This window comes from Ruminococcus flavefaciens (assembly GCF_900116855.1).
GTDB lineage: Bacteria > Bacillota > Clostridia > Oscillospirales > Ruminococcaceae > Ruminococcus > Ruminococcus flavefaciens_R.
Genome location: NZ_UETD01000002.1, coordinates 336,530 through 360,753, shown reverse-complemented (window position 1 = coordinate 360,753; position 24,224 = coordinate 336,530). Strand labels below are relative to the sequence as shown.

The window sequence follows — 24,224 nt, the reverse complement described above, 5'->3', positions numbered from 1 at the left end:
ATAATTTATCAACATTTTTGTGCATAATGACGGTATTCTTCGCGAAGATATTTCTGATCTCGGTTTTTCGGCAAGAAGTAAAAATATCCGAGAATTTTTTTCGGCTTTTTCGGAAAATATACTTTACATATCATTGAAATTAGTGTAAAATAAACTATAGATATATTTTTTGTGAGGTGCTTATATGGAACCAAAGTATAAAAGAATCTTATTAAAAGTCAGCGGCGAGGCTCTTGCAGGCGACAATAAGACTGGACTCAACTATGATGTTGTAACAGAGATCTGCAAAAGCATAAAGAAGTGTGCTGACGCAGGCGTTCAGGTAGCTGTTGTTGTAGGCGGCGGCAACTTCTGGAGAGGACGCTCCAGCGGCGCTATGGACAGAACACGCGCAGATCACATCGGTATGCTTGCAACTACCATGAATGCTCTGGCTCTCGCAGACGTTCTTGAATCACTGGGCTGTACTGTAAGAGTACAGACTGCTATTGCGATGTCTCAGGTAGCGGAGCCCTATATCCGCAACAGAGCTGTAAGACACCTTGACAAGGGCAGGATAGTTATATTCGGCTGCGGAACAGGTAACCCCTTCTTCTCCACAGATACAGCTGCTGCTCTCCGTTCTGTAGAGATCGAGGCTGATATCCTTCTCAAGGCTACCCTCGTTGATGGTGTATATGATAAGGACCCCCACAAATTTGACGACGCCAAGAAGTACGATACCCTTACCTTCTCACAGGTCATCGGCGAGGACCTTGGTGTTATGGACAGCACGGCTGCTGCAATGTGCCGTGATAACCACATGAAGATGCTGGTATTCGATCTCAGCCGTCCCGACAATATCTATGACGCCGTTATGGGCGAAAACATCGGTACAGTTGTATCCGAGGACTGATAAACCAAAAACTCAACCGAAAGGAATGTTACACCTATGAAAGAACAGCTTAATATTGCTAAGGAAAAAATGACCAAGAGCCTTAACGCTCTCGGCAACGAATTCGCATCTATCCGTGCTGGCAGAGCAAATCCCGGCGTGCTTGACAAGGTAATGGTAGATTACTACGGAGCTCCCACACCTGTTAATCAGATGGCAGCAGTTTCCGTATCAGAGGCAAGAATACTCGTTATCCAGCCTTGGGACAAGTCAACACTCAAGCTCATCGAGAAGGCTATTCAGGCTTCGGATATCGGTATCCAGCCCGTAAACGACGGAAACGTTATCCGTCTTGCTTTCCCTCAGCTCACTGAGGACCGCCGTAAGGAGCTCTGCAAGAGCATCAAGAAGTACGGCGAGGAGTGTAAGGTAACAGTCCGCTCTATCAGACGCGATACTATGGAAAAGTACAAGGCTATGAAGAAGAACTCCGAGATCACAGAGGACGATCTGAAGGACTGCGAGAAGAAGGTCCAGGACCTTACAGACAAGATGTGTGCTGACGTTGACAAGATGGTTGCAGACAAAGAAAAAGAGATCATGACAGTCTGATTGGTGAAATATGGCATTATTCGGAAAAAAGGAAAAAACTGAGCTGACGCTGCCCGAGAAGCTTCCCGAGCACGTCGGCTTCATAATGGACGGAAACGGCAGATGGGCTAAGAAGCGCGGTCTGCCCCGTTCCTTCGGACACCGTGAGGGTGCAAAGAACTTCAAGAAGATCGTCCGCTACTGCAAGGACATCGGACTGAAGAACATCAGCTTCTATGCCTTTTCCACAGAGAACTGGCAGCGCCCCTCTGATGAGGTAAACACTATCATGGAGCTTTTCCGTGATTATATCGTGGACGTAAGAAACTTCCTCAGCGAGAACACCCGTATGATATTCCTCGGGGACAAGAGCGCCTTTGACGAGGACTTGCAGGAAAAAATGATAAAACTTGAAGAGGACACCGCCAAGTATGACGAGATGACTCTCATGATGGCGGTCAACTACGGCGGCCGTGACGAGATAGCCCATGCTGCAAGGATACTTGCGCAGAAGGCTGTGAACGGCGAGATACGTCCCGAGGACATCAACGAGCAGTCTATCGCAAATGAGCTCTACACCAAGGGTATCCCCGATGTGGACCTTGTTATACGTCCCAGCGGCGAGCTGAGACTCTCCAACTATCTTATCTGGCAGTGCGCCTATGCGGAGTACTACTTTACGGACATTCTCTGGCCTGATTTTACTCCTGCCGAGCTTGACAAGGCTCTCATCGACTTCGACGGAAGACACCGCCGCTTCGGAGGTGTCTGATGCTTACACGAATCATTTCGGGAGCTGTGGGAGTTGTACTGCTGGGCGCTGTGCTTTTCTTCCACGACACCATTGTTCTGCCCATAGCGGTGGCAGCCATAATCGCAGTAATGCTCTTTGAGCTTCTCCGCGCAGTAAAGCTCCACAAGTGTCTGCCCATACTCATAGCGGCAGAGGCTTGCGGAATAGCCGTGCCAATACTTTACCATATTTCGCATGAGGTAAAGGATTTTCACTACTTTATCAGATCTTTCAAGACAATAGATCCGCCTGATGATCATTATCATATCATACTTTTCTGTATAGTGCTTGCAGCGGCTTTTGTCATATTTGTAACATGGCTGAGAAAGCACAAGGAGATACGCTACGAGCAGGTATTCTTCGTACTTGCGGTAATGATACTTGTACCCCAGGCTATGACTACTATGATCCGCATTGAGCGCAGCTGGCAGATGACCGATGATATGTTGAGCAGCGGACTTTTCCTGCTCATTATGGGACTCTGCGGCGCGTGGATAGCTGATACGGGAGCTTACTTTACGGGAGTAGCTATCGGCAAGCACAAGCTCTGCCCCGAAATAAGCCCCAAGAAGACTATCGAGGGACTTGTGGGCGGTATCCTTACAACTGCTATCGTATATACCGTGGCATTTTCAGTTTACTACGGCTTTACCGCAAAGAGAGCAGTCATTGCTTTCGTTACGGGAGCAGTCTGCGCAGTCATCGGTACTGTGGGAGACCTTTCCGCTTCTATGGTAAAGCGCCAGATAGGCTTCAAGGACTACGGCAAGATAATGCCGGGACACGGCGGACTCATGGATCGCTTCGACAGCGTTCTTTTCGTGCTGCCCACATTTTATGCATTCATCGCCTTATTCGGCGTACAGTGATATTGTTGAAACGGACTATTTACGGATAGTCCCTTTCGCATTTTATAATGAACTTTGTTCTGAAAATATATCGGGAAGTTATTTCCGCGAAAAGGGGAAAATATAATGAATAAAACGGTGTCGATACTCGGCTCCACAGGCTCTATCGGTACTCAGTCCCTTGAGGTCTGTGAGAAGCACGGACTGAAGGTGGCTGCACTTGCTGCTCACAGCAGCGTTGAGGCTCTTGAGCAGCAGATAAGGAAGTTCCGCCCTGCATACGCTTGTATTTTCAACGAGGACAAATACAGCGACCTTAAATGCAGGATAAAGGATATGGACGTCAAGCTCCTCACGGGCATGGAGGGACTATGCACCCTCGCTTCACTGGATGAGGCTGATATAATACTCAATTCCGTTGTGGGAATGGTGGGACTTCTCCCCACACTTACTGCCATCGACGCAGGCAAGGACATAGCTCTTGCCAACAAGGAGACTCTTGTGGCAGGCGGCGAACTGGTAATGAAGGCTGCTGCCGACAAGGGCGTGAGGATATATCCCGTGGACAGCGAGCATTCGGCTATATTCCAGTGCTTGCAGGGCAACAAGCGCTCGCAGCTCAGCAAGATTATCCTGACAGCCTCGGGCGGTCCCTTCTTCGGAAGAAGCTATGAGGAGTTGAAAACTGTCACCAAGGCACAGGCTCTCCACCACCCCAACTGGGACATGGGGAATAAAATAACCATCGACTCTGCTACACTTATGAACAAGGGACTGGAGTTCATCGAGGCAAAGTGGCTCTTTGACCTTGCTCCCGACCAGATCGAGATAGTGGTACACCGTCAGAGCGTGGTGCATTCAGCTGTTGAGTATAACGATTACTCGGTGATCGCTCAGCTGGGAGTTCCGGACATGAAGATACCAATACAGTACGCTCTGCTTTATCCGGACCGCATGAGCTGTCCTACGGGACGTCTCTCACTGACGGACTACGGAAAGCTGACCTTTGAGAAGCCCGACTACGACACATTCAAGTGTCTTTCGGCGGCTATCGAAGCTATAAAGCGCGGCGGAGCATATCCATGTCTTGTAAATTCAGCCAATGAGGAAGCCGTAAAGGCGTTCCTCCATGATGAGACTGGATTCATTGACATCGGCGAGACGGTATCATCTGTCCTTGAGCATTTTGCTCCATCGGAGATAAACAGCTACGAGGACGTAATGAAAGCAGACAAAGCGGCAAGAGCATATGTAAGGGAGCGCATAGCCGCAAAGTAAGCTCCCGTATAGAGAAAGGAAAAACAAATGGGCATAGTTATCGCAATACTTATTTTCGGACTTATCGTAACAGTACATGAGTTCGGTCATTTTATCTGTGCAAAACTCAGCGGAATAAAAGTGCTGGAGTTTTCAGTGGGCATGGGTCCCAAGCTCTTACAGAAGGCAAAGGGGGAGACCAAATACTCCCTGAGACTTCTCCCCGTAGGCGGATACTGCGCTATGGAGGGCGAGGATTCCACAAACAGCGACCCCAGAAGCTTCCGCAACGCAAAGCTCTGGAAGCGCATCATTGTTCTCTTTGCGGGAGCAGGCATGAACTTCGTTCTCGGCTTTGTAATGCTCATCATACTGGTCAGCATGATGGACGGAGTTCCCACCACAACCGTGGATGACTTCAAGAGGACGATCGCAGCTGACGGTGCTGTTACATACTACGCACAGAGCTACGAAACAGGACTCAGACAGAATGACAAGATAATCTCAATTGACGGAACAAGGATATACAGCACACTTGATCTCAACTATGTTTTTGATACCTGCGACCCGAATGTGGGACACAAGGTAGTTATAAAGCGCGACGGAGAGCGCGTGAAGCTGGACGGTGTATTCTTCAAGAATACCTACGGCGACGGCGGTGTAGTCGATTTTGCGGTCATATACAAGAACAAAAATCCGCTGACCGTCATAAAGGGCTCGGGAGACCTGTTCATGTCCATGACCCATATCGTCGGACTGTCCATAAAGCAGATGTTCTCGGGACAGCTTCACAAAGAGGACGTTTCGGGACCTGTTGGCGTAGTTTCCGCCATAAGCGAGTCCACCGAGGAGTCGGAGAGCTTCCTTGATGCGCTTTTCCAGGTCATCTACATGACAGCGCTTATAACTATAAATGTCGGTATATTCAATCTTCTTCCCATTCCCGGACTTGACGGCGGCAGACTGCTTTTCTGCTTCATAGAGCTTGTACGCCGCAAGCCTGTAAAGCCGGAGCATGAGGGATATGTTCACCTTGCAGGAATGGTGCTCCTCTTCGGAGTAATGATATTCGCAACATACAACGATATAGTAAGATTAATTACGGGAGTTAAGAATGGCTGAGATATGTCTGCTTGGAACAGGCGGCATGATGCCGCTGAAGGACAGGTTTCTCACATCTCTTTATGCGGAGTATAACGGAAAGGCTGTCCTTATAGATTGCGGAGAGGGTACACAGGTCGCCATCGCAAAGCATGGACTTAAAATGAGCAGGATAGAGCTTATACTCATCACTCACTGCCACGCCGACCATGTGGCGGGACTTCCGGGACTTCTGCTCTCCATAGGCAACAGTTCAAGGACAGAGCCTCTTATCATAGCGGCTCCCGAGAGCTGTGTGCCTGTTATTAAAAATCTTGTGAGCATTTGCGGCGGACTGCCCTATGAGCTGGAGATACGCGGACTTCCCGAGGACAGACCATTCGGCTTTACAGCTGACATGGTCGATCCCATGCTTTCGGTGAGGACGCTGCCCCTTTCACACAGGGTAAGCTGTCTGGGATATACACTGCTGCTGAAAAAGAAGCCGCCGTTCCTGCCCAACAATGCAAAGGCGATAGGAGTTCCCGTGGAGTTCTGGAAGCAGCTCCACAGCGGCGAGACTGTAGTTCTTGAGGACGGTACGAGAGTTCCTCCCGAGGCAGTTACGGGACCGAAACCAGCACCCATGAAGATAACCTACACCACCGATACACTGCCCGATGAGGATATTGCCGAGTTTGCACAGGGAGCAGACCTGTTCATCTGCGAGGGTATGTACGGACAGCCCGAGAAAAAGGCTTCCATGAACGAGAAGCGCCATATGCTCATGCAGGACGCCTGCAGCTTAGCGTCAGAGGCAAAGGCAAAGCGGCTGTGGCTGACACATTACAGCCCTGCGGAAAAGGAACCTGCCGTTTATGCCGAGGAGCTTCACAGGATATTTCCCGAAGCTGTTATCTCTGCGGACGGGGAAAAAATAACTCTTTAAATGGAGGATATTATGAGAAATGTCAGACCTGTAAAGGTAGGGGACTGTGTCCTCGACGGAAAACATATATACATACAGTCAATGCTGAATATGCGCTCGGACGATATCGAAGGCAGTGTCAGACAGGCGGTTGAGCTTGAAAAGGCAGGCTGCGAGATCATCCGTGCAGCCATACCCAACATGGAAGCCGTAAAACTTATCCCTGCCATCAAGGAGGCTGTGAAGATACCTCTGGTAGCGGATATACACTTCGACTACAAGCTGGCAATAGAGTCCGCAGCCGCAGGTGTTGACAAGATAAGGATCAACCCCGGAAATATCGGCGGAATGGACAGGGTAAAGGCTGTTGTTGATGCCTGCCGCGCAAGACAGCTTCCCATCCGTATCGGTGTCAACTCGGGCTCGCTGGAAAAGGAGCTTCTTGCCAAGTACGGTTCGCCCACTCCCGAAGCGCTGGTGGAGAGCGCTCTCAACCATGCGGCTATGCTGGAGCATTTTGACTTCAATGACATCGTTATCTCTATCAAGTCCTCGGACGTAGGCAGAATGATTGCTTCATACCGTCTTGCTGCCGAGAAGTGCAGTTATCCTCTGCACCTTGGCGTTACCGAGGCAGGCACTGAGCGCATGGGACTTATCAAGTCCGCTATCGGTATAGGCTCGCTGCTATGTGACGGCATTGGCGAGACTATAAGAGTTTCCCTTACAGACGATCCCATCAGGGAGATAGCTGCCGCAAAGGATATACTGAAAAGTATCGGCAAGAGAGGCGGAGTAAGGATAGTTTCATGTCCCACCTGCGGAAGGACCCGTATTGACCTTGTTAAGGCTGCGAAAATGGTTGAGGAAGCAGTCAAGGACATGGACAAGGACATTACCGTGGCTGTCATGGGCTGTATCGTCAACGGTCCGGGAGAAGCCCGCGAAGCCGATGTGGGAATTGCAGGCGGCGACGGCTGCGCTATCATTTTCCGCAAGGACGGCACTCAGCGCAAGATAAGGGAGGAGGAGATCGTTCCCGAGCTTCTTGCGGAGGTTGACAAGCTTTAAGGATGCAGAATTGCAATATGTCCGCGTATGGACATATTCATTCTCAATTTTATGGACGGGAGTTTTAAGATGCAGGTAAAAATATCCGATTTTCTCAAGGAGTATACCTCGGAATTGCCCGAGACTGTCACAGGCGGTGAGATATTCAAGCTCACCTATACGGAAAACCTTGAAAGCATACGCTTTCATGCGCTTTTTCCCGAGATAGTTCCCAGCGATGATATATTCGCATTTGAGAAGGCTGTTGAAGCAGCTATAAAAGTAGAGCAGGTGAGACTTGCCTGCCGATATCCCTCTGAGAAGTTCGGAATGGACTGCTACGGCGAGCTGGTAAAGCTTCTGAAACGCGATATCCCCGTGGTAAATGGCTTTCTCGATGATGCTGAGGTACAGCTCAGCAACGGGGAGCTCCGAATAAAGATAGTTCACGGCGGCAGGGATATACTGGACAGGTTCTATTTCTGCCAGAATTTTTCACGGATGATATATAATCAGTTCGGAGTCCGCATCAAGGTAGTGCTTGACGGAGAGAGCTCCGTAAGCGAGGAGCAGTTTGACGAGATGATAGAGCGCATCGAGGCGGATATGCCTGATTACAGCGCACAGCTCGTTCCCGACAAGACTGCCGAGGAGATAAGGGCGGAGGAGATGAAGTCTGTAATTCCAACTGCCACCATAGATGTTACTGCTCTTAACAAGGACTTTGACGCAGAGTCTGCTGAGATCGTCAAGGGCAGAGCTATCCGCGAAAAGCCAACTCCCATTTGTGAGGCGGTACAGCGCCTTGGGGAGAAGGTAGTAGTGGTCGGCGATGTTTTTGCCTCGGAATTCAAGGAGATAAGGGGCGAAAAGACCGTTGTCACCTTTGATGTCACCGATTACAGCGGTTCGCTGAAGCTGAAAATATTTGCCAAAAACGAGGAAGTGGAGGAACTGAAACTGGGCTCCATCAAGAGCGGTGCTACACTTCTTGTATCTGGCAAGCTGGACTATGACTCCTACGCCCGTGATATCGTTATTACAGTAAACTCCCTCATCAAGGTAAAGCGCATTCCAAAGACCGACAGCTATCCCGAGAAGCGCGTTGAGCTCCACTGCCATAGCAATATGTCAGCAATGGACGCTGTCACTGACCCCGTCAAGCTCATAAACAGGGCGGCAGAGTGGGGACATCCTGCCATGGCGATAACCGATCACGGCTGCGTGCAGGCTTTCCCCGACTGTATGTACAATATGCCCAAGAACTTCAAGGTCATCTACGGCATGGAGGCTTACGTCGTAAATGATATTGAGCGTGATATGGTCATTTACGGCGATGATGACAGAAGCTTTGACGACGAGATAATAGTTTTTGACGTTGAGACCACAGGTCTCAGCTTCCGAAATGACAGGCTCACCGAGATAGGTGCTGTAAAGCTGAAAAACCTTCAGGTGGTGGACAGCTTCAATACCAAGGTGAACCCGGGCTTCCATATCCCCGAAAAGATAACCGAGCTCACGGGTATCAGCGATGCCGATGTGGCAAACGCACCCGACGAAGCAGAAGCGCTCCGTATGTTCATGGAGTTCTGCGGAGACAAGCCCGTGCTTGTTGCCCACAATGCCCGTTATGATACCAACATGATAAATCAGGTGAAAAAGCGTCAGGGCATCGACTTTGATTACACATGGATAGACACCCTTGTTATGTGTCAGTCCATGCTTCCCGAAATGGGACGACACAGGCTGAATATGGTGGCAAAGCAACTGAAGCTGGGCAAGTTCGACCACCACCGCGCTTCCGACGACGCTCTCATGCTCGCAAAGATATACATAGAGCTCGTTGGCAGACTAAAGAGCGAGAGAAGCTTTTCCACGCTCCAGCAGCTCAATGTGCTGGTGGGCGAGATAGAGACCAAGAAGCTTAAAAGCTACCACCACATCATACTTGTCCGCAATCAGGCAGGACTGAAAAACCTCTACAGACTGGTATCACTCAGCAACCTTGAATACTTCTATAAAAAGCCGCTTATCCCCAAGTCCAAGCTCATAGAGCACCGTGAGGGACTTATCTACGGCAGCGCCTGTGAGGCAGGAGAGCTTTTTCAGGCTATGCTGGATATGCGTGATCAGGACTACATCGATGATCTGGCAAAGTTCTATGATTATCTGGAGATACAGCCCATAGGCAACAATGAGTTCATGGTCCGTGACGGTGTTGCAAAGGACGATGAGGAGCTGAAGGACTTCAACCGCTACATCGTTGACATGGGCGACCGACTCGGCATACCCACCTGCGCTACCTGCGATGTCCACTTCCTTGACCCTAAGGACGCTATATATCGTAAGATAATCCTTGCCAGCATGGGCTTCAAGGACGCCGAGCAGCAGGCTCCGCTCTATCTGCGTACTACCGAGGAGATGATGGCTGAGTTTGAGTATCTGGGCGAGGAAAAGGCAAAGGAGGTAGTTATCACCAACACCAATGCCATTGCCGACCAGATAGAGATGGTGAGACCTATCCCCAAGGGCACATTTACTCCCACTATCGATGGTGCGGAGGAGGAGCTTGTCAAGATAACACACGACAAGGCTCATGAGATATACGGCGATCCGCTTCCCGAGCTTGTAGAAAAGCGCCTTGACAGAGAGCTTTCGTCTATCATCAAGCACGGATTTTCCGTTCTTTATATCATCGCACAGAAGCTTGTTTGGAACTCCGTTGAAAATGGCTATCTGGTAGGCTCAAGAGGCTCCGTCGGTTCATCATTCGTAGCTTCTATGGCAGGTATCTCGGAAGTAAATCCGCTGCCGCCTCACTATGTATGCCCCAACTGCAAGCACAGTGAGTTCCTGCTGGACGGTGTTTACGGTTCAGGCTTTGACCTGCCGCCGAAAAAGTGTCCCGACTGCGGCAAGGATATGAACCGCGACGGACATGACATCCCCTTCGAGACATTCCTTGGATTTGACGGTGACAAGGCTCCTGATATAGACCTTAACTTCTCCGATGAGTATCAGTTCTGGGCTCACAGATATACGGAGGAGCTGTTCGGAAAGTCAAACGTTTTCAAGGCAGGAACTATATCCGTAGTTGCGGAAAAGACCGCATACGGCTACGTCAAGAAGTACTGCGAGGAGAACGAAATAACTCTCAACAACGCAGAGCTGAGCAGACTTGCTATCGGCTGTACAGGTATCAAGAGGACCACAGGTCAGCACCCGGGAGGAATGGTCGTTGTTCCGTCTGATTATGATGTTTACGACTTCACTCCCGTTCAGCACCCTGCGGATACTGCGGACTCTGAGATAATCACCACGCACTTCACTTTCAACTCACTCCACGATACTATCCTGAAGCTTGACGAGCTGGGACACGTTGTTCCGACTCTCTACAAGCATCTTGAGGACCTGACGGGCATAAAGATAAAGGACGTTCCGACGTCTGACCCCGATGTTATCCGTATGTGTACCAACTGCGATGTGCTTGGAGTAACTCCCGAGGACATCTACTGCAAGACGGGAAGTCTAGGTATCCCCGAGATGGGTACGGGTTTCACTATACAGATGCTTCTGGATGCCAAGCCCACCAAGTTCAGCGACTTCCTCCAGATATCGGGACTGTCCCACGGTACCGATGTTTGGCTGGGAAACGCAAAGGACCTCATCGATAACGGTGTTTGTACTATTTCCGACGTTATCGGAACCCGTGACTCTATCATGACCTACCTTTTATATAAGGGCGTAGAGCCGAAGATGGCGTTTCAGATAATGGAGTGGACCCGTAAGGGAAAGGCTCCAAAGCAGTTCACACCCGAGATAATCCAGATGCTCCGTGACCATAATGTGCCTGAGTGGTACATCGAGAGCTGTCTGAAGATAAAGTATATGTTCCCCAAGGCTCACGCGGCAGCTTACGTTATCGCCGCCATAAAGTTGGGATGGTTCAAGCTGCATATGCCGCTGGAATACTACGCCACATACTTCTCTGTAAGAGGCGAGGACTTTGACGCAGAGCTTGCCGTAAAGGGCAGGGCTGCAGTCCGAGCAAGAATAGAGGAGATAAAGGCACTGGGCAACGATAAGTCCAATAAGGAGAGTGCTCTGTATGATATCCTGCTCATCACCAACGAGATGATGGCGCGCGGATACGAGTTCCTGCCCATTGACCTGTTCAAGTCCCACGCTACGGATTACCTTGTGGAGGATGGCAAGCTGAGGATACCTTTCTCGGCTATGAGCGGTGTCGGCGACAACGCTGCAAAGGGCATTTACGAGGCAGCCCAGAAGGGCGGCTTCATGTCCATAGAGGAGTTCCAGAGCGAGAGCGGAGCGTCAAAAACAACAATTGATATGTTGAAAAACATAGGAGCCTTTGGTGATTTACCCGAATCAACTCAGATGTCCTTCTTTTAACTTGACTTTCTTTTAGTAATATGTTATCATATTATCATGTTAGCAGACTAAAGTGATAATACCCAAGGAGGTAATTATGAAGAATTACGATCTTATCACTCCCGAGGGCACAAAGGATTTGCTCTTCGGCGAGTGCATAGTCAGACGAAATATAGAGAGTTCCCTTATGGGACTTTTCAGAAGCAGGGGATACAGCGAGACAATTACTCCCGGTCTGGAGTTTTACGATGTATTCAACCTTAATTCACGCTATTTCCCGCAGGAGAACCTTTATAAGCTCACCGACAGCAAGGGAAGGCTCCTTGTTATGCGTCCCGACAATACGATGCCTATCGCAAGAATTGTGGCTACTCGTCTCAGAGACGCTGATCTGCCTTTGAAGCTTTGCTATGCTCAGGCGGTTTACACTACCGAGCCTTCACTGAAGGGCAGAAGCGATGAAGTTGTACAGACAGGTATTGAGCTTATCGGTTCACAGCTGAAAATGGCTGACCTTGAGGTCATCTCCACAGCAGTAGACTCCCTCAGCTCATTCGGCATGGAGTTCTCTCTGGAACTTGGCCATATTGGCATTTTCAAGGAGCTTGTTGGCAAGCTTGAAGCCTCCGACAAGGACAAGGAAGCTATCAGAAAGCTCATCGAGAACAAGAATTTCCCTGCTCTCAACGACCTGCTTGACAGCTTCGGCAGTTCTCCCGTTATTACAGCATTGAAGAAGCTTCCCGCACTTTTCGGCGGTGAGGAGGTATTCGAGAAGGCTGAGGAGCTCATGCCCGATGAGAATATCAAGCATATACTTGACGAGCTCAGAGAGGTCTACGCAGATGCTTCCGAGCTCTGCGGCGGTGACGGTTCAATAACTGTTGACCTCGGACTTGTTAACAAGACCGATTATTACACAGGTCTTATAATAAAGGGCTATTTACAGGGGCACGGAGAGGAAGTCCTCTCCGGCGGAAGATACGACAGACTCATTTCAGAGTTCGGCTATGACGTTCCTGCCATTGGTTTTGCTGTAAATATCAACGCAGTTGCAAAGCTTATGGAAAAAAGCGATGTTCTTCCCGCAGAGCCCAAGGCAGATGTTATCGTCTACGCCGAGGAGGGCTGTGAGGTCGCAGCACTGAAGGCGGCAAGAGAGCTGCGTGAGCAGGGACTTATCGTTGAGAATGCTCTCTTTGACGACCTTGAGAGCGTCCGCGAGTACGCTATGGAGAAGAAGATAGCCAAGGTCGTTGTTATCGACGGAGAAAGCAAGGAGGTCAATATATGAACAAGCCTATCAGAATGGCTCTTACAAAGGGCAGACTGGAAAAGGACACAGTAGGGCTCCTTGAAAAGCTGGGATTTGACTGCACAGCAGTACGCGAAAAGGGAAGAAAGCTTATTCTTCCTGTTCCCGATGCAAATCTCGAGGTAGTTCTCGCAAAGGCAAACGATGTTATCACCTATGTTGAGCATGGTGTGTGCGATATGGGTGTTGTGGGCAAGGATACTATCATGGAGATGAAGGGCAAGTTCTACGAGCTTGTTGACCTTGGCTTCGGAAAATGCAAATTCGCTCTTGCAACCAAGAAGGGCTACGATTTTTACAGCGGCTACGGTATTAAGACCATCGCCACAAAGTACCCGAATGTTGCAAGAAGTTTCTTTGAGAAGAAGGGCATGGATACAGAGATAATCAAGATCGAGGGATCGGTTGAGCTGGCACCCCTTCTGGAGCTGGCTGACGGTATCGTTGATATTGTTGAGACAGGTACAACTCTCAAGGAGAACGGTCTCGAGGTCATTGAGGACGTTGCACCAATCTCTGCAAGACTTATCGCAAACACCGTTAGTCTCAAAATGAGACACGCTGAAATAGACAGACTTATCACACTTATAGAGGAGAATCTTTGATGAAAAAAATATTTGCAAACGGAACCGATGAGGTCGCTTTCCTCAATGACCTCAAAAAGAGAAGCGGCGAGACAAATAAGAAGGTCACAGAGGTAGTTTCCGAGATCATCGAGAATGTTAAGGAGAACGGTGACGAGGCTGTAAAGAACTACACTCTCAAATTTGACGGAAATCTTCCTCAGTACTATGAGGTTCCCCGTGATGTCATAAACGATGCCCTCACAGAGGCAGATCAGGACTTTGTTGACGCTCTCCTGAATGCTCAGGAGAACATTGCCGACTTCCACAAGAGACAGGTGGAGCAGAGCTTCATCTCTCCCAAGGAGAACGGCGTTATCATGGGACAGCGTGTCCGCGGACTCCACAGAGTAGGACTATACGTTCCCGGCGGCACAGCTGCCTATCCTTCAAGCGTTCTCATGAATGCTGTACCTGCAAAGATCGCAGGCGTCAAGGAGATAATCATGGTAACTCCTCCTCTGAAGGACGGCACACCCAACAAGGACATACTTGTTGCAGCAGCTATCTGCGGAGTTGACCGAGTGTTCCTTTCAGGCGGAGCACAGGCTATTGCAGCCCTTGCATACGGTACAGAGGAGATACCAAAGTGCGACAAGATCGTAGGTCCCGGAAACATCTATGTTGCCACAGCCAAGAAGCTGCTCTACGGAGTTGTTGACATAGATATGATCGCAGGTCCCAGCGAGATACTTGTTATAGCCGATGATACAGCAAATCCCAAGTTCGCTGCTGCAGATCTTATGTCACAGGCAGAGCACGATGTTCTGGCTTCCGCTATCATGGTGACCACCAGCGAAAAGCTGGCTGACGCTACCATGAAGGAGATCGACCGCCAGAAGGAGTACCTTGAGAGAAAGGCTATCATTGAGAAGTCTCTTGAGGACTACGGTGCAATCATCATCGCTGACAGCCGCGAAAAGTGCGTAGAGCTGGCAAACGAGATAGCTCCCGAGCACCTTGAGGTGCTTATGGAGAACCCCTTTGAGCTTCTGGGAAGCCTTGACAATGCGGGCTCAATATTCCTCGGACACTATGCTTCCGAGCCTCTGGGCGACTACTATGCAGGTCCAAACCACGTTCTTCCCACAAGCGGTACTGCTCGTTTCTTCTCGCCTCTGGGTGTTGCAAGCTTCACAAAGCGTACAGCTTATACCTACTACACAGAGGACGCACTGAGACAGGCAAAGGACGACATCGTTCTCATTGCAGAGCGCGAGGGACTTACCGCTCACGCCAATGCTATCAAGGTAAGATTTGAAGACTGAATCACGCAATGGGGCGGCTTGAAAAACAGCTGCCCTTTAGGTGTTTTTCGGAAAGGATAGAATATGAGTTACAAACTGAACAAAAAGCTGATAAATCTGGTGCCCTATGATCCAATCACAGGACACTATGACATAAGACTGGACGCAAACGAGAGCTGCTTCAACCTTAATGACAGCTTAAAGGAAAAGATAGGCAGGAGTATTTCGCAGATAGACTTCAACCGCTATCCCGACTGCCTTGCAAAGGCTCCCACAAAAGCTTTTTCGGAGCTTTACAACGTTCCCGAGGAGCTTATAAGTGCAGGAAACGGCTCCGACGAGCTCATCAGCATCATCTCCAGCTGCTTCTTTGAGGCAGGGGACACCATTGTAAATGTTTCCTACGACTTTTCGATGTATGAGTTCTATGCTCAGCTCTATGAGGTAAAAGTTGCCACCTACCAGAAGGAAGCCGACCTGACCATAGACCCCGACAAGCTCATCGCCTTCTGCAAGGAAAATGGCGCAAAGGGACTTATCTTTTCCAACCCCTGCAATCCCACATCTCTGGGACTTGACAGGGCTTCCGTAAGAAAGATAATTGAGTCGCTGGACGGCTGTCTGGTCATTCTTGACGAGGCTTACATGGACTTCTGGGATCAGTCTCTCCTTGACGAGGTCAACAACTACGACAACCTCATTATCCTCAAGACCTGCTCAAAGGCAATAGGACTTGCGGCGGTGAGATTCGGCTTTGCAGTTTCAAACAAGACCATAACCAACGCTATCAGGGCGGCTAAGTCGCCTTACAATAACGATACCGTGGCACAGACAATAGTTTCCGATATCCTCAGCGAAAAGGAATATCTGAAGGAGTGCCGTGACATCATAGTTGCCAATACAAAAAAGCTTTACAGCGATATTCTTGCCATAAACGAGAAGTACAGCTGCTTTGACAAGATAATGGAGCCCTGCACAAACTTCGTATTCATCATTACGGACAAGTATGAGGATATATACAAGTTTATGCTGGAAAACTCTATAGCTATCAGAAAGTTCAGGGGAGCTATCAGGATAACCGCAGGCACAGAAGCGGAAAATGCAAGATTTATCGAAGTGCTTGAAAAATATTTCAGTAAATAAGGGAGGTAATTATGCGTACAGGAACTATCGAGCGCAATACCAAGGAAACTCAGATAAAGATATCCGTCAGCCTTGACGGCAAGGGAAAGGCTGATATAGATACGGGCGTGGGATTTTTCGACCATATGCTCACAGCTCTCTCCGTTCACAGCGGTATCAGCATGGATATCAAGGTCAGGGGCGACCTGCACGTTGACTGCCACCACACTATTGAGGACACGGGAATAGCTCTCGGACAGGCTCTGGGACAGGCTCTCGGTACAAAATCGGGCATAGTCCGCTACGGAACAGCATATATCCCCATGGACGAGTCTCTTGCCATGGCAAGCCTTGACCTGAGCAACCGTCCATTTCTGGTATTCAACTGTGAGTTTACAAATCAGAGCTGCGGCGGCTACGACCTCTGCATGACAGAGGAGTTCTTCCGCGCATTTGCATTCAATTCGGGAATGACACTCCATATAAACCTCCTCTACGGAAGCAATGACCACCACAAGGCAGAGGCGATATACAAGGCTGTGGCACACGCACTGAAAACTGCTGTGACCGAGAATGCCGACGGTTCAACACTCTCCACGAAAGGAGTTCTCTGATGATAGCGATAATCGACTACGGCGCAGGCAATATTTTCAGCGTAAAGAACGCTCTTGACTACCTTGGACTTGAAAGCAGACTGATAAGCGACAAGGAGTCCGTAAAGGCATCCGATGCTGTTATTCTTCCGGGAGTAGGAGCATTCACTGCGGCAATGAGAAAACTTGAGGCTACGGGACTTGTTGACACCATCAAGGAGGAGGCTGCAAGAAAGCCCTTTCTCGGCATCTGTCTCGGTATGCAGCTCATTTTTGACAAGGGCTATGAGTTCGAGGAGTGCGATGGTCTGGGACTTATCGGCGGAACTGTCCGCAAGATGGAGGAGCCCGAGCTGATAATTCCCCACATGGGCTGGAACAAGCTTGAGAAGCTCAATGAATGTCCGCTTCTGGAGAACGTTGGGGACAACGAGTATGTTTACTTCGTTCACTCATACAAGGCACACTGCGAGGACAGGGATATAGCTGCGTATGTTGAATACGGCGGCAGAGTTCCTGCACTTGTATACGACGGAAAGTACGTCTACGGAGCACAGTTTCACCCCGAAAAGAGCGGTGAGACAGGTCTGAAGATTCTCAGAAGCTTCGGAGGGCTTATAAAATGAGCGAATATGTCAGTTTGCTTTCATGCTCACGCAATACAAGAGAGCTTGGCGGAATAAAGACAGTTAACTGCGGTTTCACAAGAAATGGCGTATTCTGGCGCAGCGATACACTCGGAACTCTCTCAGCAGAGGACATGGAGAAGCTGCTCAGCAGCGGCATGACCACTATCATAGATATGCGTACTGAAGCCGAGGTTAAGAAGGCTCCCGACGGAACTGCTGAACTGGAGGGCTTTGACTATGAGCATTTTCCCATAACCGAGGGAAGCGGAGTTCCCGAAAGCCTTGAAGCTGTTCCGCGGTCTTACATGACCATTGCAACCGCCGAGAATATGCCGAAGGTAATGAAGACCATGGCGGAAGCCGAGGGCGGAGTCATTTTCCACTGCACCGCAGGCAAGGACAGGACTGGCGTAGTTTCAGCTATAATCCTTATGGCTTGCGGAGCCGAGGAGGAGAGCATAGTCAGCGACTATGTGGTCAGCCGTGAATACAACAAGGAGAGACTTGCTGCCTTTCTGGCTGCACATCCTGAGGTCAACAGGGAGACAGTTTTTGCCAACGAAAAGAGTATGAGGGGCTTTATGAAGCTTTTCAGAGAGCGCTTCGGCACTGTTGAGAACTACTTTGAGTTTCTGGGGCTGACAGCCGCTCATGCGGATATGATAAGGCAAAGGCTCATAGGTACAGACGAGTTCACGGAAAAGCTGAGCGCTTTTCTCAGCGATTTCGGAAGCGGCAGGACTATGGTGCTCTCAACCTCCGAAAATGACAGGGTCTCGTCAAGGATGATGAGCGTAGTAAGGATAGACGATGGCTTTTACTTTCAAACGGATACAGAGCTGAGGAAGTATCGTCAGCTTTCCGCCAATAAAAATGCAGCACTCTGCATTGACAATATTCAGATAGAGGGCGTATGCGAGGAAACAGGAAGGCCTGTTAACAGCCCTGATTTCTGCGAGGTATTCCGCAGCTGCTTCAAGGGCTCCTATGACGCATATTCCGGGCTTGAAAACGAAAGGCTCTTTGTGCTGCGTCCGGCTTACATCCAGCGCTGGGTGTACAGTGACGGAGTGCCCTGCATCGAAAGCTTTGACATTCCTGCAAGAAAATACAGTTTCCGTAAATATTCGGAGTATAACAACACTTACAGAGGAGATAGTTTATGATAATTTTTCCTGCAATAGATATCAAGGACGGCAACTGCGTCCGCCTGTTCAAGGGTGACTTTTCCACAGTTGAAAAGGTGGCTTCCGACTACCTCGAGACTGCAAGGAGCTTTGAGGCGGCAGGTGCTCAGTGGATACACATGGTGGACCTTGACGGCGCCAAGGAGGGCAGACCTGTCAACACAAAGATATACAACGATGTTGCCGAAAAAACAGGACTTAAAGTTGAGCTGGGCGGCGGTATCCGCAGCCTTGAGACCATAAGGGAGTACCTTGAAATGGGTATCACAAGAGTTATTCTCGGCTCGGTCGCTCTGAAAGATCCAAAGCTTGTCCGCGATGCTGTTGAGAAGTTCGGCAGCGAGAAGATAGTCGTTGGGATAGATGCCATGAATGAGATGGTGGCAACAGAGGGTTGGCTGGAGAGCTCCGATGTTCACTACATCGACCTTGCAAACAAAATGATTGAGTCAGGTGTCAAGTACTTCATCTTTACCGACATCTCAAAGGACGGAACTCTCTCGGGCGTCAACCGTGAGCAGCTCAAAAAGCTTGCCGATGCAACCGAGGGCAGAGCAAATATAGTTGCAAGCGGCGGAGTCCACACCATGGATGACATCATCGCCTGCAAGGAAATGGGACTTTACGGCACTATCTGCGGAAAGTCCATATACAAGGGCACTCTTGACCTGAGAGAGGCTGTAAAGTACGCGGAGGTGTAAAAATGCTTGCAAAGAGAATAATCCCATGCCTTGATGTCAGAAACGGCAAGGTAGTCAAGGGTGTAAATTTTGAAGGAGTACGCGACGTAGGCGATCCTGTTGAGTGTGCGGAGGAGTACAACAAGCAGGGCGCAGACGAGATCGTATTCTATGATATAACCGCATCATTCGAGGGACGCGGAGTTTTCCTCGATGTGGTCCGCGATACTGCCAAGAAGGTCTTTGTGCCACTTACCGTCGGCGGCGGAATAAAGACCGTTGACGACATTCGCGAGGCGCTGAGAGCAGGTGCGGACAAGGTCTCTGTCAACTCTCAGGCTGTGCAGAATCCGCAGCTCATAAAGGACGGAGCTGATATTTTCGGCAGCCAGTGTATATGCGTCGGTATCGATGCAAAGAAGATAGCCGACAACAAATGGACCGTCTATATCAACGGCGGACGCAAGGATATGGGAATCGACCTTATAGACTGGGTACACACCATCGAAAAGCTGGGAGCAGGCGAGATATGCCTCAATTCCATTGACGCCGACGGCACCAAGGAGGGCTTTGATATCCCCATGCTGAAGGCTGTCTGTGATAACTGCTCAATACCTGTTATCGCCAGCGGCGGAGCAGGCAGGATAAACGACTTCTACGAGGTATTCGAGAAGACAGGCGCAACAGCTGCACTCGCGGCTTCACTTTTCCACTTCAAGGAGCTCACTGTGGGCGAGGTCAAGGATTACTGCCGCGGCAAGGGCGTCATCGTGAGGTAGGATATGTTCGGGCTGTTTCTGATAATTGATATAATTATGGCTGCAGCGGCAATACTCGGCGGATACTACATGAGATACAGGGCGCCGAAGGACGAGGCTATGAAGCACGGTCTCCGCATCTCAGGTTCCCTGAAGAGCAGGGAAGCATGGGAATTTGCGAATATCAGCTGCGGAAGAAGCTGGATGGCAGTCGGAGTGATCGAGATATGCCTTGGAATGCCCATAGCAATGATGATGTATTGGTGGAAAGGCGAGAGTATCGCAATAGCTCTCCTGTTTGTTTATCTGGAGTTTTTCACTATAATACAGTGTGTATCGGTTATTAATGTTTCAAGGAGCATCAGTGATAAATTTGATGAAAACGGTAAACCTATCGAAAAAAGGAGTAAAAAATGATCAAGATCGATCTTAATGACCTTGACAAGTTCTTCGTTAAGGGAGAGCTTATCCCTGCGATATGCTATGAGGTCAATACAAAAACTGTTCTTATGCTTGCGTATATGAACAAGGAGAGCCTGAAAAAGACTCTCGAGACAGGCTATACATGGTTCTGGAGCCGCTCCCGTCAGGAGTACTGGAACAAGGGCGCTACTTCGGGACATCTTCAGAAGGTTGTCTCTATATACGGAGACTGTGACAATGACACACTGCTGGTAAATGTTGAGCAGACGGGAGTTGCCTGTCATACAGGAAGCTACAGCTGCTTTTTCAACGAAATATATAATAATGAGGAGAATGAATAATGACAGTTTATCAGGAAATTTTTGAGGTCATCAAGGAAAGAAAAAAGCAGTTCGAGAACGGAACTGCTGCTGAGAATTCATATACCTGCTATCTTTTTGACAAGGGTGTCGACAAGATATGCAAGAAGGTCGGCGAGGAAGCTACCGAAACTGTTATCGCTGCAAAGAACGGTGACAACGACGAGCTGAAGAACGAGATCAATGATCTGCTCTATCATGTTATGGTTCTCTGTGCAAATCAGGGACTTGACTGGTCCGAGGTGGAGAAGGTACTTGACGAGCGCAATGAGAAGATCGGAAACCTCAAGAAGTTCCATGAGGTAGATAAGAATACATGATGAAAAAAGCTGCCGTTTAAGGGCGGTACTCTTATAGAAGTTTTACAAGTGATATTGAGGAAAACCCTTTTGAAAAAGGGTTCTTCCTCAAACTCCTTTCCTAAATCTTTCAGCATTAAATTTAGCCCAGTCAGGGCGCTCTCAGTATTATTACTGATTTTCACATCTTGTGTGGAGCGCCCTGTCGGGGCTAAATTCAGTTATAAAGTCTTTGGAAAAGGGGCTCGGGGTGACTCCCCGCAGTGCGGGGAGATGTCACGCAGTGACAGAGGGGCGCGCCTCCGTCAGAGGAGAACCTTTCCTCAGAAAGGTTTGTCCCCGATAATTACACATAAACTGGTATATAGGCACCACGATTAATAGGCAGCTTTTATTATCCGCCCATTCGGGCTTTAAAATCAGTTGTATCGAGAAAATCGAACAGGGCAGACAGTATATCACTGTAGCAGGGGATATAAAGGTGCAGACCGTCTCCCGAGGTATAGTCCTCGCGGAGGTCAAGATTCTCGTCGCAGACTACGGAATAAACGTCGAAAAAGACCACCTGCGGCGAGTTCATATCATCAACCATTTTTTTGAGTTCGGCGTTGTACTCCCTTATGATGTCGTTGCGAACCACCTCGCAGTAGGAGCAGACAGGCGTAATTGAAGCGACAACAATATTTATATCCGGCATACGCCGTATGAGTTCGTCAATGACCTCGCGGTAGCGTGTCACATAGGGGTCGGGATAGTTCATGTTGACATCGTTCATACCAATGGAGATATACAGCAGCTGGGGATGTATGTACTCCACCGCGTCGATAAGTCCCATCTCACCGCCGCCCACATCAAAGGTAAAGTAGTCCAGATTCCACATGGACACGGATTCGCCAGCGATGTTATGTATATCGGGTACAAAGCCGTATACGTCAAGTCCCAGTGCAAGGGAGTCGCCTGCAACGGCGAGCCTGTCCTGATAGAACTGACTGTTAGGGGAGCTTCCTGTGTAAGTGGTCGGAGCGCATACAGCGTAGGGCGATACCGAGACTGTTGTAGTGGTGGTAGTTGTTACGGTAGTCGAAGTGGTGAAGGTATACTGTGTCATCTCCTCTGATATTGCCTCGGCAGCCTTGTTCATTGCGCTTACAAGAACACTGTCAGCACTTCTTGGCGGAGGTGCCGGGATATCGGCAGATGTAAGGGAGAACAGTGATATGATCGACATGAACAGTATGAGGCAGAAGATGTGACTTTTGCTCCTGAGACTGTATAATAAGCTTTTCATATAAACACTTCCTGTTTTTTAGCGGCAGCTTCCGAGGCTCACAGACGAGCTTCATTACTGCCGCATTATATTTTACCACATATTACCATAAAAGTAAAGAGATATGACAGATATGACAGATTTTGCACATATTTTCTTGACAATGTGGCGAAGTAAGGGTATAATTATAGTTGCATATATTTTGATCAGGAGTTGAATAGCATGAACAATGTTAAAATATCAGATCTTTACGATCTCTCTCATACAGCTGCAAAGGATTATCTCAGCAGGTTCACATATCCGTGGGAAGCTCTCAAGGGCATCAGCAGCTTTATAATCGAGCTGGGAAAGACTCTCAGTCCCGATGAGTATGATAATCCCTCCGAGAACGTATGGGTACATAAGACCGCAAAGGTTTTCCCCACAGCTTATCTGGGGGCTCCCTGCATCATCGGAGCAGGTACAGAGGTGCGCCACGGTGCTTTCGTAAGAGGGAGCGCTCTCGTCGGCGAGAACTGTGTTGTGGGCAACTCCGTTGAACTGAAGAACGTAATACTCTTTGACAACGTACAGACTCCACACTACAATTATGTGGGTGACAGCATTCTCGGCTACAAGTCCCACATGGGAGCAGGCTCCATAACCTCCAATGTCAAGTCCGACAAGACCAATGTCGTTATCAAGGACGGGAACGAGCAGCTTGAAACAGGCATAAAGAAAATAGGCGCAATGCTGGGCGACTGTGTAGAAGTGGGCTGTAACAGCGTTCTCAATCCCGGTACAGTTATCGGCAGAAATTCCAATATCTACCCCACAAGCTGCGTAAGAGGAGTTATCCCTGCGGACAGCATATACAAGACAGGCGGAGTAGTAGTTCATAAGTCCTGAACGGAGGCGGAAAATTGAAAAGGAAGATAATATCTGCGGCAGTTCTTGCCTGCGCTATGGGGCTTGCGGCTACAGCTGCCTGCTCGGACAATAATACTGATGACTACCTCTCGGAGATAGTTACGACCGCAACCGAGACAGAGACAACTACTACAGTCACAACGACAGAAGCTACAACAGAAGCAACCACAGCAGCAAAGAAAGAGTATCCCGAGCTGGTGAATACATATTCGGGTACATATGTAGCTACACAGGGACTTACCGCTCTCGATTTTTCCGTATTCGGTACCGATGATGAGGGCGTTATACAGGCACTTTTCTCATTCCATGAGGACCCTGCCAATAAGGGCGTTCCAACGGGAAGCTATCTCATGCAGGGAACTGTAAAGGACTCTGACGATGATGACATCATCAAGGTGGAGTTCACAGGCTCGGAGTGGGAGAAGCACCCCGATACATACCATATCCTTGATTTTACGGGTGAATTTGACCTGAAGAACGGCACTCTCACCTCAGACGATTACGAGATTAACCTGAAGAAGTCCGCAGGTGCAGACCTGAGCATTCTTCTCAACAGCTATGACGGAAAATATACTCCCGACAAGGGCGATAACCGTATAAAGTTCAATATAGAGACTGCCGACGTTCACGGCGAGCTTCAGGCTGTATTCGAGTTCGAGCCCGAAGCAGGCAAAAAAGCAAGCTTTATCAGCGTGGGACAGATAACGAATATCGCTCCCGACGGCAGGATAACCGCAAGCTTCACAGGCTCTGAGTGGATGGAAAAGACCGAGGATCAGAAGTTCATCGACTTTGAGGGCGTATTCACTGCCGACGGAAGAAACTTCAACGAGACAGACGGACATCATATAAATCTTTACGTCAGCTGACACAGAATTGCTGCCGCGGAGCTTTTCCGCGGCAGCTTTTTTATATATTTTTTAAAGTAAATATTGTAAAATCTGCCGAAATGTGGTATCATAGAAATAGTATTCGCATAGCCTTTGGCAGATTGGAG

At 49.1% G+C, this 24,224-nt stretch carries 24 protein-coding genes; 23 read left to right on the top strand and 1 reads right to left on the bottom strand.

Translation table 11 applies throughout. The features are described 5' to 3' along the window. Positions 1 to 184 precede the first annotated feature (184 nt). The 21 genes from pyrH to hisE all read left to right on the top strand — a co-directional run bounded on the left by pyrH (position 185) and on the right by hisE (position 21,072). Positions 185 to 895, top strand: a complete 711-nt coding sequence (gene pyrH / locus DSZ37_RS01710; RefSeq protein WP_028520325.1) for a UMP kinase — start codon at positions 185 to 187, stop codon at positions 893 to 895. A 36-nt stretch (positions 896 to 931) separates the two neighbouring features. Next, positions 932 to 1,486 (top strand): ribosome recycling factor, encoded by a 555-nt coding sequence (frr, locus tag DSZ37_RS01705; RefSeq protein ID WP_109725238.1) that lies wholly within the window; start codon positions 932 to 934, stop codon positions 1,484 to 1,486. Between the two features lie 10 nt (positions 1,487 to 1,496). Next, positions 1,497 to 2,237, top strand: coding sequence for a polyprenyl diphosphate synthase (gene uppS / locus DSZ37_RS01700; RefSeq protein ID WP_109725237.1), 741 nt, complete (start codon positions 1,497 to 1,499; stop codon positions 2,235 to 2,237). Then, on the top strand, positions 2,237 to 3,127 hold the full coding sequence (locus DSZ37_RS01695; RefSeq protein WP_109725236.1) for a phosphatidate cytidylyltransferase: 891 nt from the start codon (positions 2,237 to 2,239) through the stop codon (positions 3,125 to 3,127). Before uppS ends, DSZ37_RS01695 begins: the two co-directional genes overlap by 1 nt. Positions 3,128 to 3,232: 105 nt before the next feature. Then, the gene (locus DSZ37_RS01690) at positions 3,233 to 4,384 is read left to right on the top strand and encodes a 1-deoxy-D-xylulose-5-phosphate reductoisomerase (RefSeq protein ID WP_109725235.1); all 1,152 of its coding nucleotides are present in this window, start codon (positions 3,233 to 3,235) and stop codon (positions 4,382 to 4,384) included. Between the two features lie 27 nt (positions 4,385 to 4,411). Then, positions 4,412 to 5,485: a M50 family metallopeptidase gene (locus DSZ37_RS01685; RefSeq protein WP_109725234.1), complete on the top strand. Its 1,074-nt coding sequence runs from the start codon at positions 4,412 to 4,414 to the stop codon at positions 5,483 to 5,485. Beyond that, the gene (locus DSZ37_RS01680) at positions 5,478 to 6,392 is read left to right on the top strand and encodes a ribonuclease Z (protein WP_109725233.1); all 915 of its coding nucleotides are present in this window, start codon (positions 5,478 to 5,480) and stop codon (positions 6,390 to 6,392) included. The genes DSZ37_RS01685 and DSZ37_RS01680 overlap by 8 nt, the downstream gene beginning before the upstream one ends. Before the next feature lie 12 nt (positions 6,393 to 6,404). After that, positions 6,405 to 7,442, top strand: coding sequence for a flavodoxin-dependent (E)-4-hydroxy-3-methylbut-2-enyl-diphosphate synthase (gene ispG, locus DSZ37_RS01675; protein ID WP_109725232.1), 1,038 nt, complete (start codon positions 6,405 to 6,407; stop codon positions 7,440 to 7,442). Positions 7,443 to 7,511: 69 nt separating this feature from the next. Next, positions 7,512 to 11,837, top strand: a complete 4,326-nt coding sequence (locus tag DSZ37_RS01670) for a PolC-type DNA polymerase III (RefSeq protein WP_109725231.1) — start codon at positions 7,512 to 7,514, stop codon at positions 11,835 to 11,837. Positions 11,838 to 11,913: 76 nt separating this feature from the next. Continuing rightward, positions 11,914 to 13,110 (top strand): ATP phosphoribosyltransferase regulatory subunit, encoded by a 1,197-nt coding sequence (gene hisZ / locus DSZ37_RS01665; RefSeq protein ID WP_109725230.1) that lies wholly within the window; start codon positions 11,914 to 11,916, stop codon positions 13,108 to 13,110. Then, complete coding sequence (gene hisG / locus DSZ37_RS01660; RefSeq protein WP_019678602.1) at positions 13,107 to 13,736, top strand: ATP phosphoribosyltransferase; 630 nt, start codon at positions 13,107 to 13,109, stop codon at positions 13,734 to 13,736. The genes hisZ and hisG overlap by 4 nt, the downstream gene beginning before the upstream one ends. Further along, positions 13,733 to 15,022, top strand: a complete 1,290-nt coding sequence (gene hisD / locus DSZ37_RS01655) for a histidinol dehydrogenase (RefSeq protein ID WP_109725229.1) — start codon at positions 13,733 to 13,735, stop codon at positions 15,020 to 15,022. Before hisG ends, hisD begins: the two co-directional genes overlap by 4 nt. A 63-nt stretch (positions 15,023 to 15,085) precedes the next feature. Further along, positions 15,086 to 16,144, top strand: a complete 1,059-nt coding sequence (locus tag DSZ37_RS01650) for a pyridoxal phosphate-dependent aminotransferase (protein ID WP_109725228.1) — start codon at positions 15,086 to 15,088, stop codon at positions 16,142 to 16,144. 11 nt (positions 16,145 to 16,155) lie between these two features. Further along, positions 16,156 to 16,737, top strand: a complete 582-nt coding sequence (gene hisB / locus DSZ37_RS01645; protein ID WP_109725227.1) for an imidazoleglycerol-phosphate dehydratase HisB — start codon at positions 16,156 to 16,158, stop codon at positions 16,735 to 16,737. Further along, complete coding sequence (gene hisH / locus DSZ37_RS01640) at positions 16,737 to 17,342, top strand: imidazole glycerol phosphate synthase subunit HisH (RefSeq protein ID WP_109725226.1); 606 nt, start codon at positions 16,737 to 16,739, stop codon at positions 17,340 to 17,342. Before hisB ends, hisH begins: the two co-directional genes overlap by 1 nt. After that, positions 17,339 to 18,511 carry a tyrosine-protein phosphatase gene (locus DSZ37_RS17900; protein WP_242978537.1) on the top strand — a complete coding sequence of 391 codons (1,173 nt, stop codon included), beginning with the start codon at positions 17,339 to 17,341 and terminating at the stop codon, positions 18,509 to 18,511. The genes hisH and DSZ37_RS17900 overlap by 4 nt, the downstream gene beginning before the upstream one ends. Then, positions 18,508 to 19,233: a 1-(5-phosphoribosyl)-5-[(5-phosphoribosylamino)methylideneamino]imidazole-4-carboxamide isomerase gene (gene hisA, locus DSZ37_RS01630; protein ID WP_109725225.1), complete on the top strand. Its 726-nt coding sequence runs from the start codon at positions 18,508 to 18,510 to the stop codon at positions 19,231 to 19,233. Before DSZ37_RS17900 ends, hisA begins: the two co-directional genes overlap by 4 nt. A 2-nt stretch (positions 19,234 to 19,235) precedes the next feature. Continuing rightward, positions 19,236 to 19,991, top strand: coding sequence for an imidazole glycerol phosphate synthase subunit HisF (gene hisF, locus DSZ37_RS01625; RefSeq protein WP_109725224.1), 756 nt, complete (start codon positions 19,236 to 19,238; stop codon positions 19,989 to 19,991). A 3-nt stretch (positions 19,992 to 19,994) separates the two neighbouring features. Continuing rightward, positions 19,995 to 20,387 (top strand): SdpI family protein, encoded by a 393-nt coding sequence (locus tag DSZ37_RS01620; RefSeq protein ID WP_109725223.1) that lies wholly within the window; start codon positions 19,995 to 19,997, stop codon positions 20,385 to 20,387. Beyond that, positions 20,384 to 20,734: a phosphoribosyl-AMP cyclohydrolase gene (gene hisI, locus DSZ37_RS01615; RefSeq protein ID WP_072951279.1), complete on the top strand. Its 351-nt coding sequence runs from the start codon at positions 20,384 to 20,386 to the stop codon at positions 20,732 to 20,734. Before DSZ37_RS01620 ends, hisI begins: the two co-directional genes overlap by 4 nt. Further along, positions 20,734 to 21,072, top strand: a complete 339-nt coding sequence (gene hisE / locus DSZ37_RS01610; RefSeq protein ID WP_028520346.1) for a phosphoribosyl-ATP diphosphatase — start codon at positions 20,734 to 20,736, stop codon at positions 21,070 to 21,072. The genes hisI and hisE overlap by 1 nt, the downstream gene beginning before the upstream one ends. A 373-nt stretch (positions 21,073 to 21,445) precedes the next feature. Here the strand turns inward: hisE and DSZ37_RS01600 are convergent, their stop codons facing one another. Next, on the bottom strand, positions 21,446 to 22,339 hold the full coding sequence (locus tag DSZ37_RS01600; protein WP_109725222.1) for a GDSL-type esterase/lipase family protein: 894 nt from the start codon (positions 22,337 to 22,339) through the stop codon (positions 21,446 to 21,448). A 201-nt stretch (positions 22,340 to 22,540) separates the two neighbouring features. Between DSZ37_RS01600 and DSZ37_RS01595 the strand changes: the two genes are divergently transcribed. Then, entirely contained in the window at positions 22,541 to 23,206 is a 666-nt protein-coding gene (locus tag DSZ37_RS01595; RefSeq protein WP_109725221.1) for a UDP-N-acetylglucosamine pyrophosphorylase, read from the top strand. A gap of 14 nt (positions 23,207 to 23,220) precedes the next feature. Beyond that, on the top strand, positions 23,221 to 24,096 hold the full coding sequence (locus DSZ37_RS01590) for a hypothetical protein (RefSeq protein ID WP_109725220.1): 876 nt from the start codon (positions 23,221 to 23,223) through the stop codon (positions 24,094 to 24,096). Positions 24,097 to 24,224: the final 128 nt, after the last annotated feature.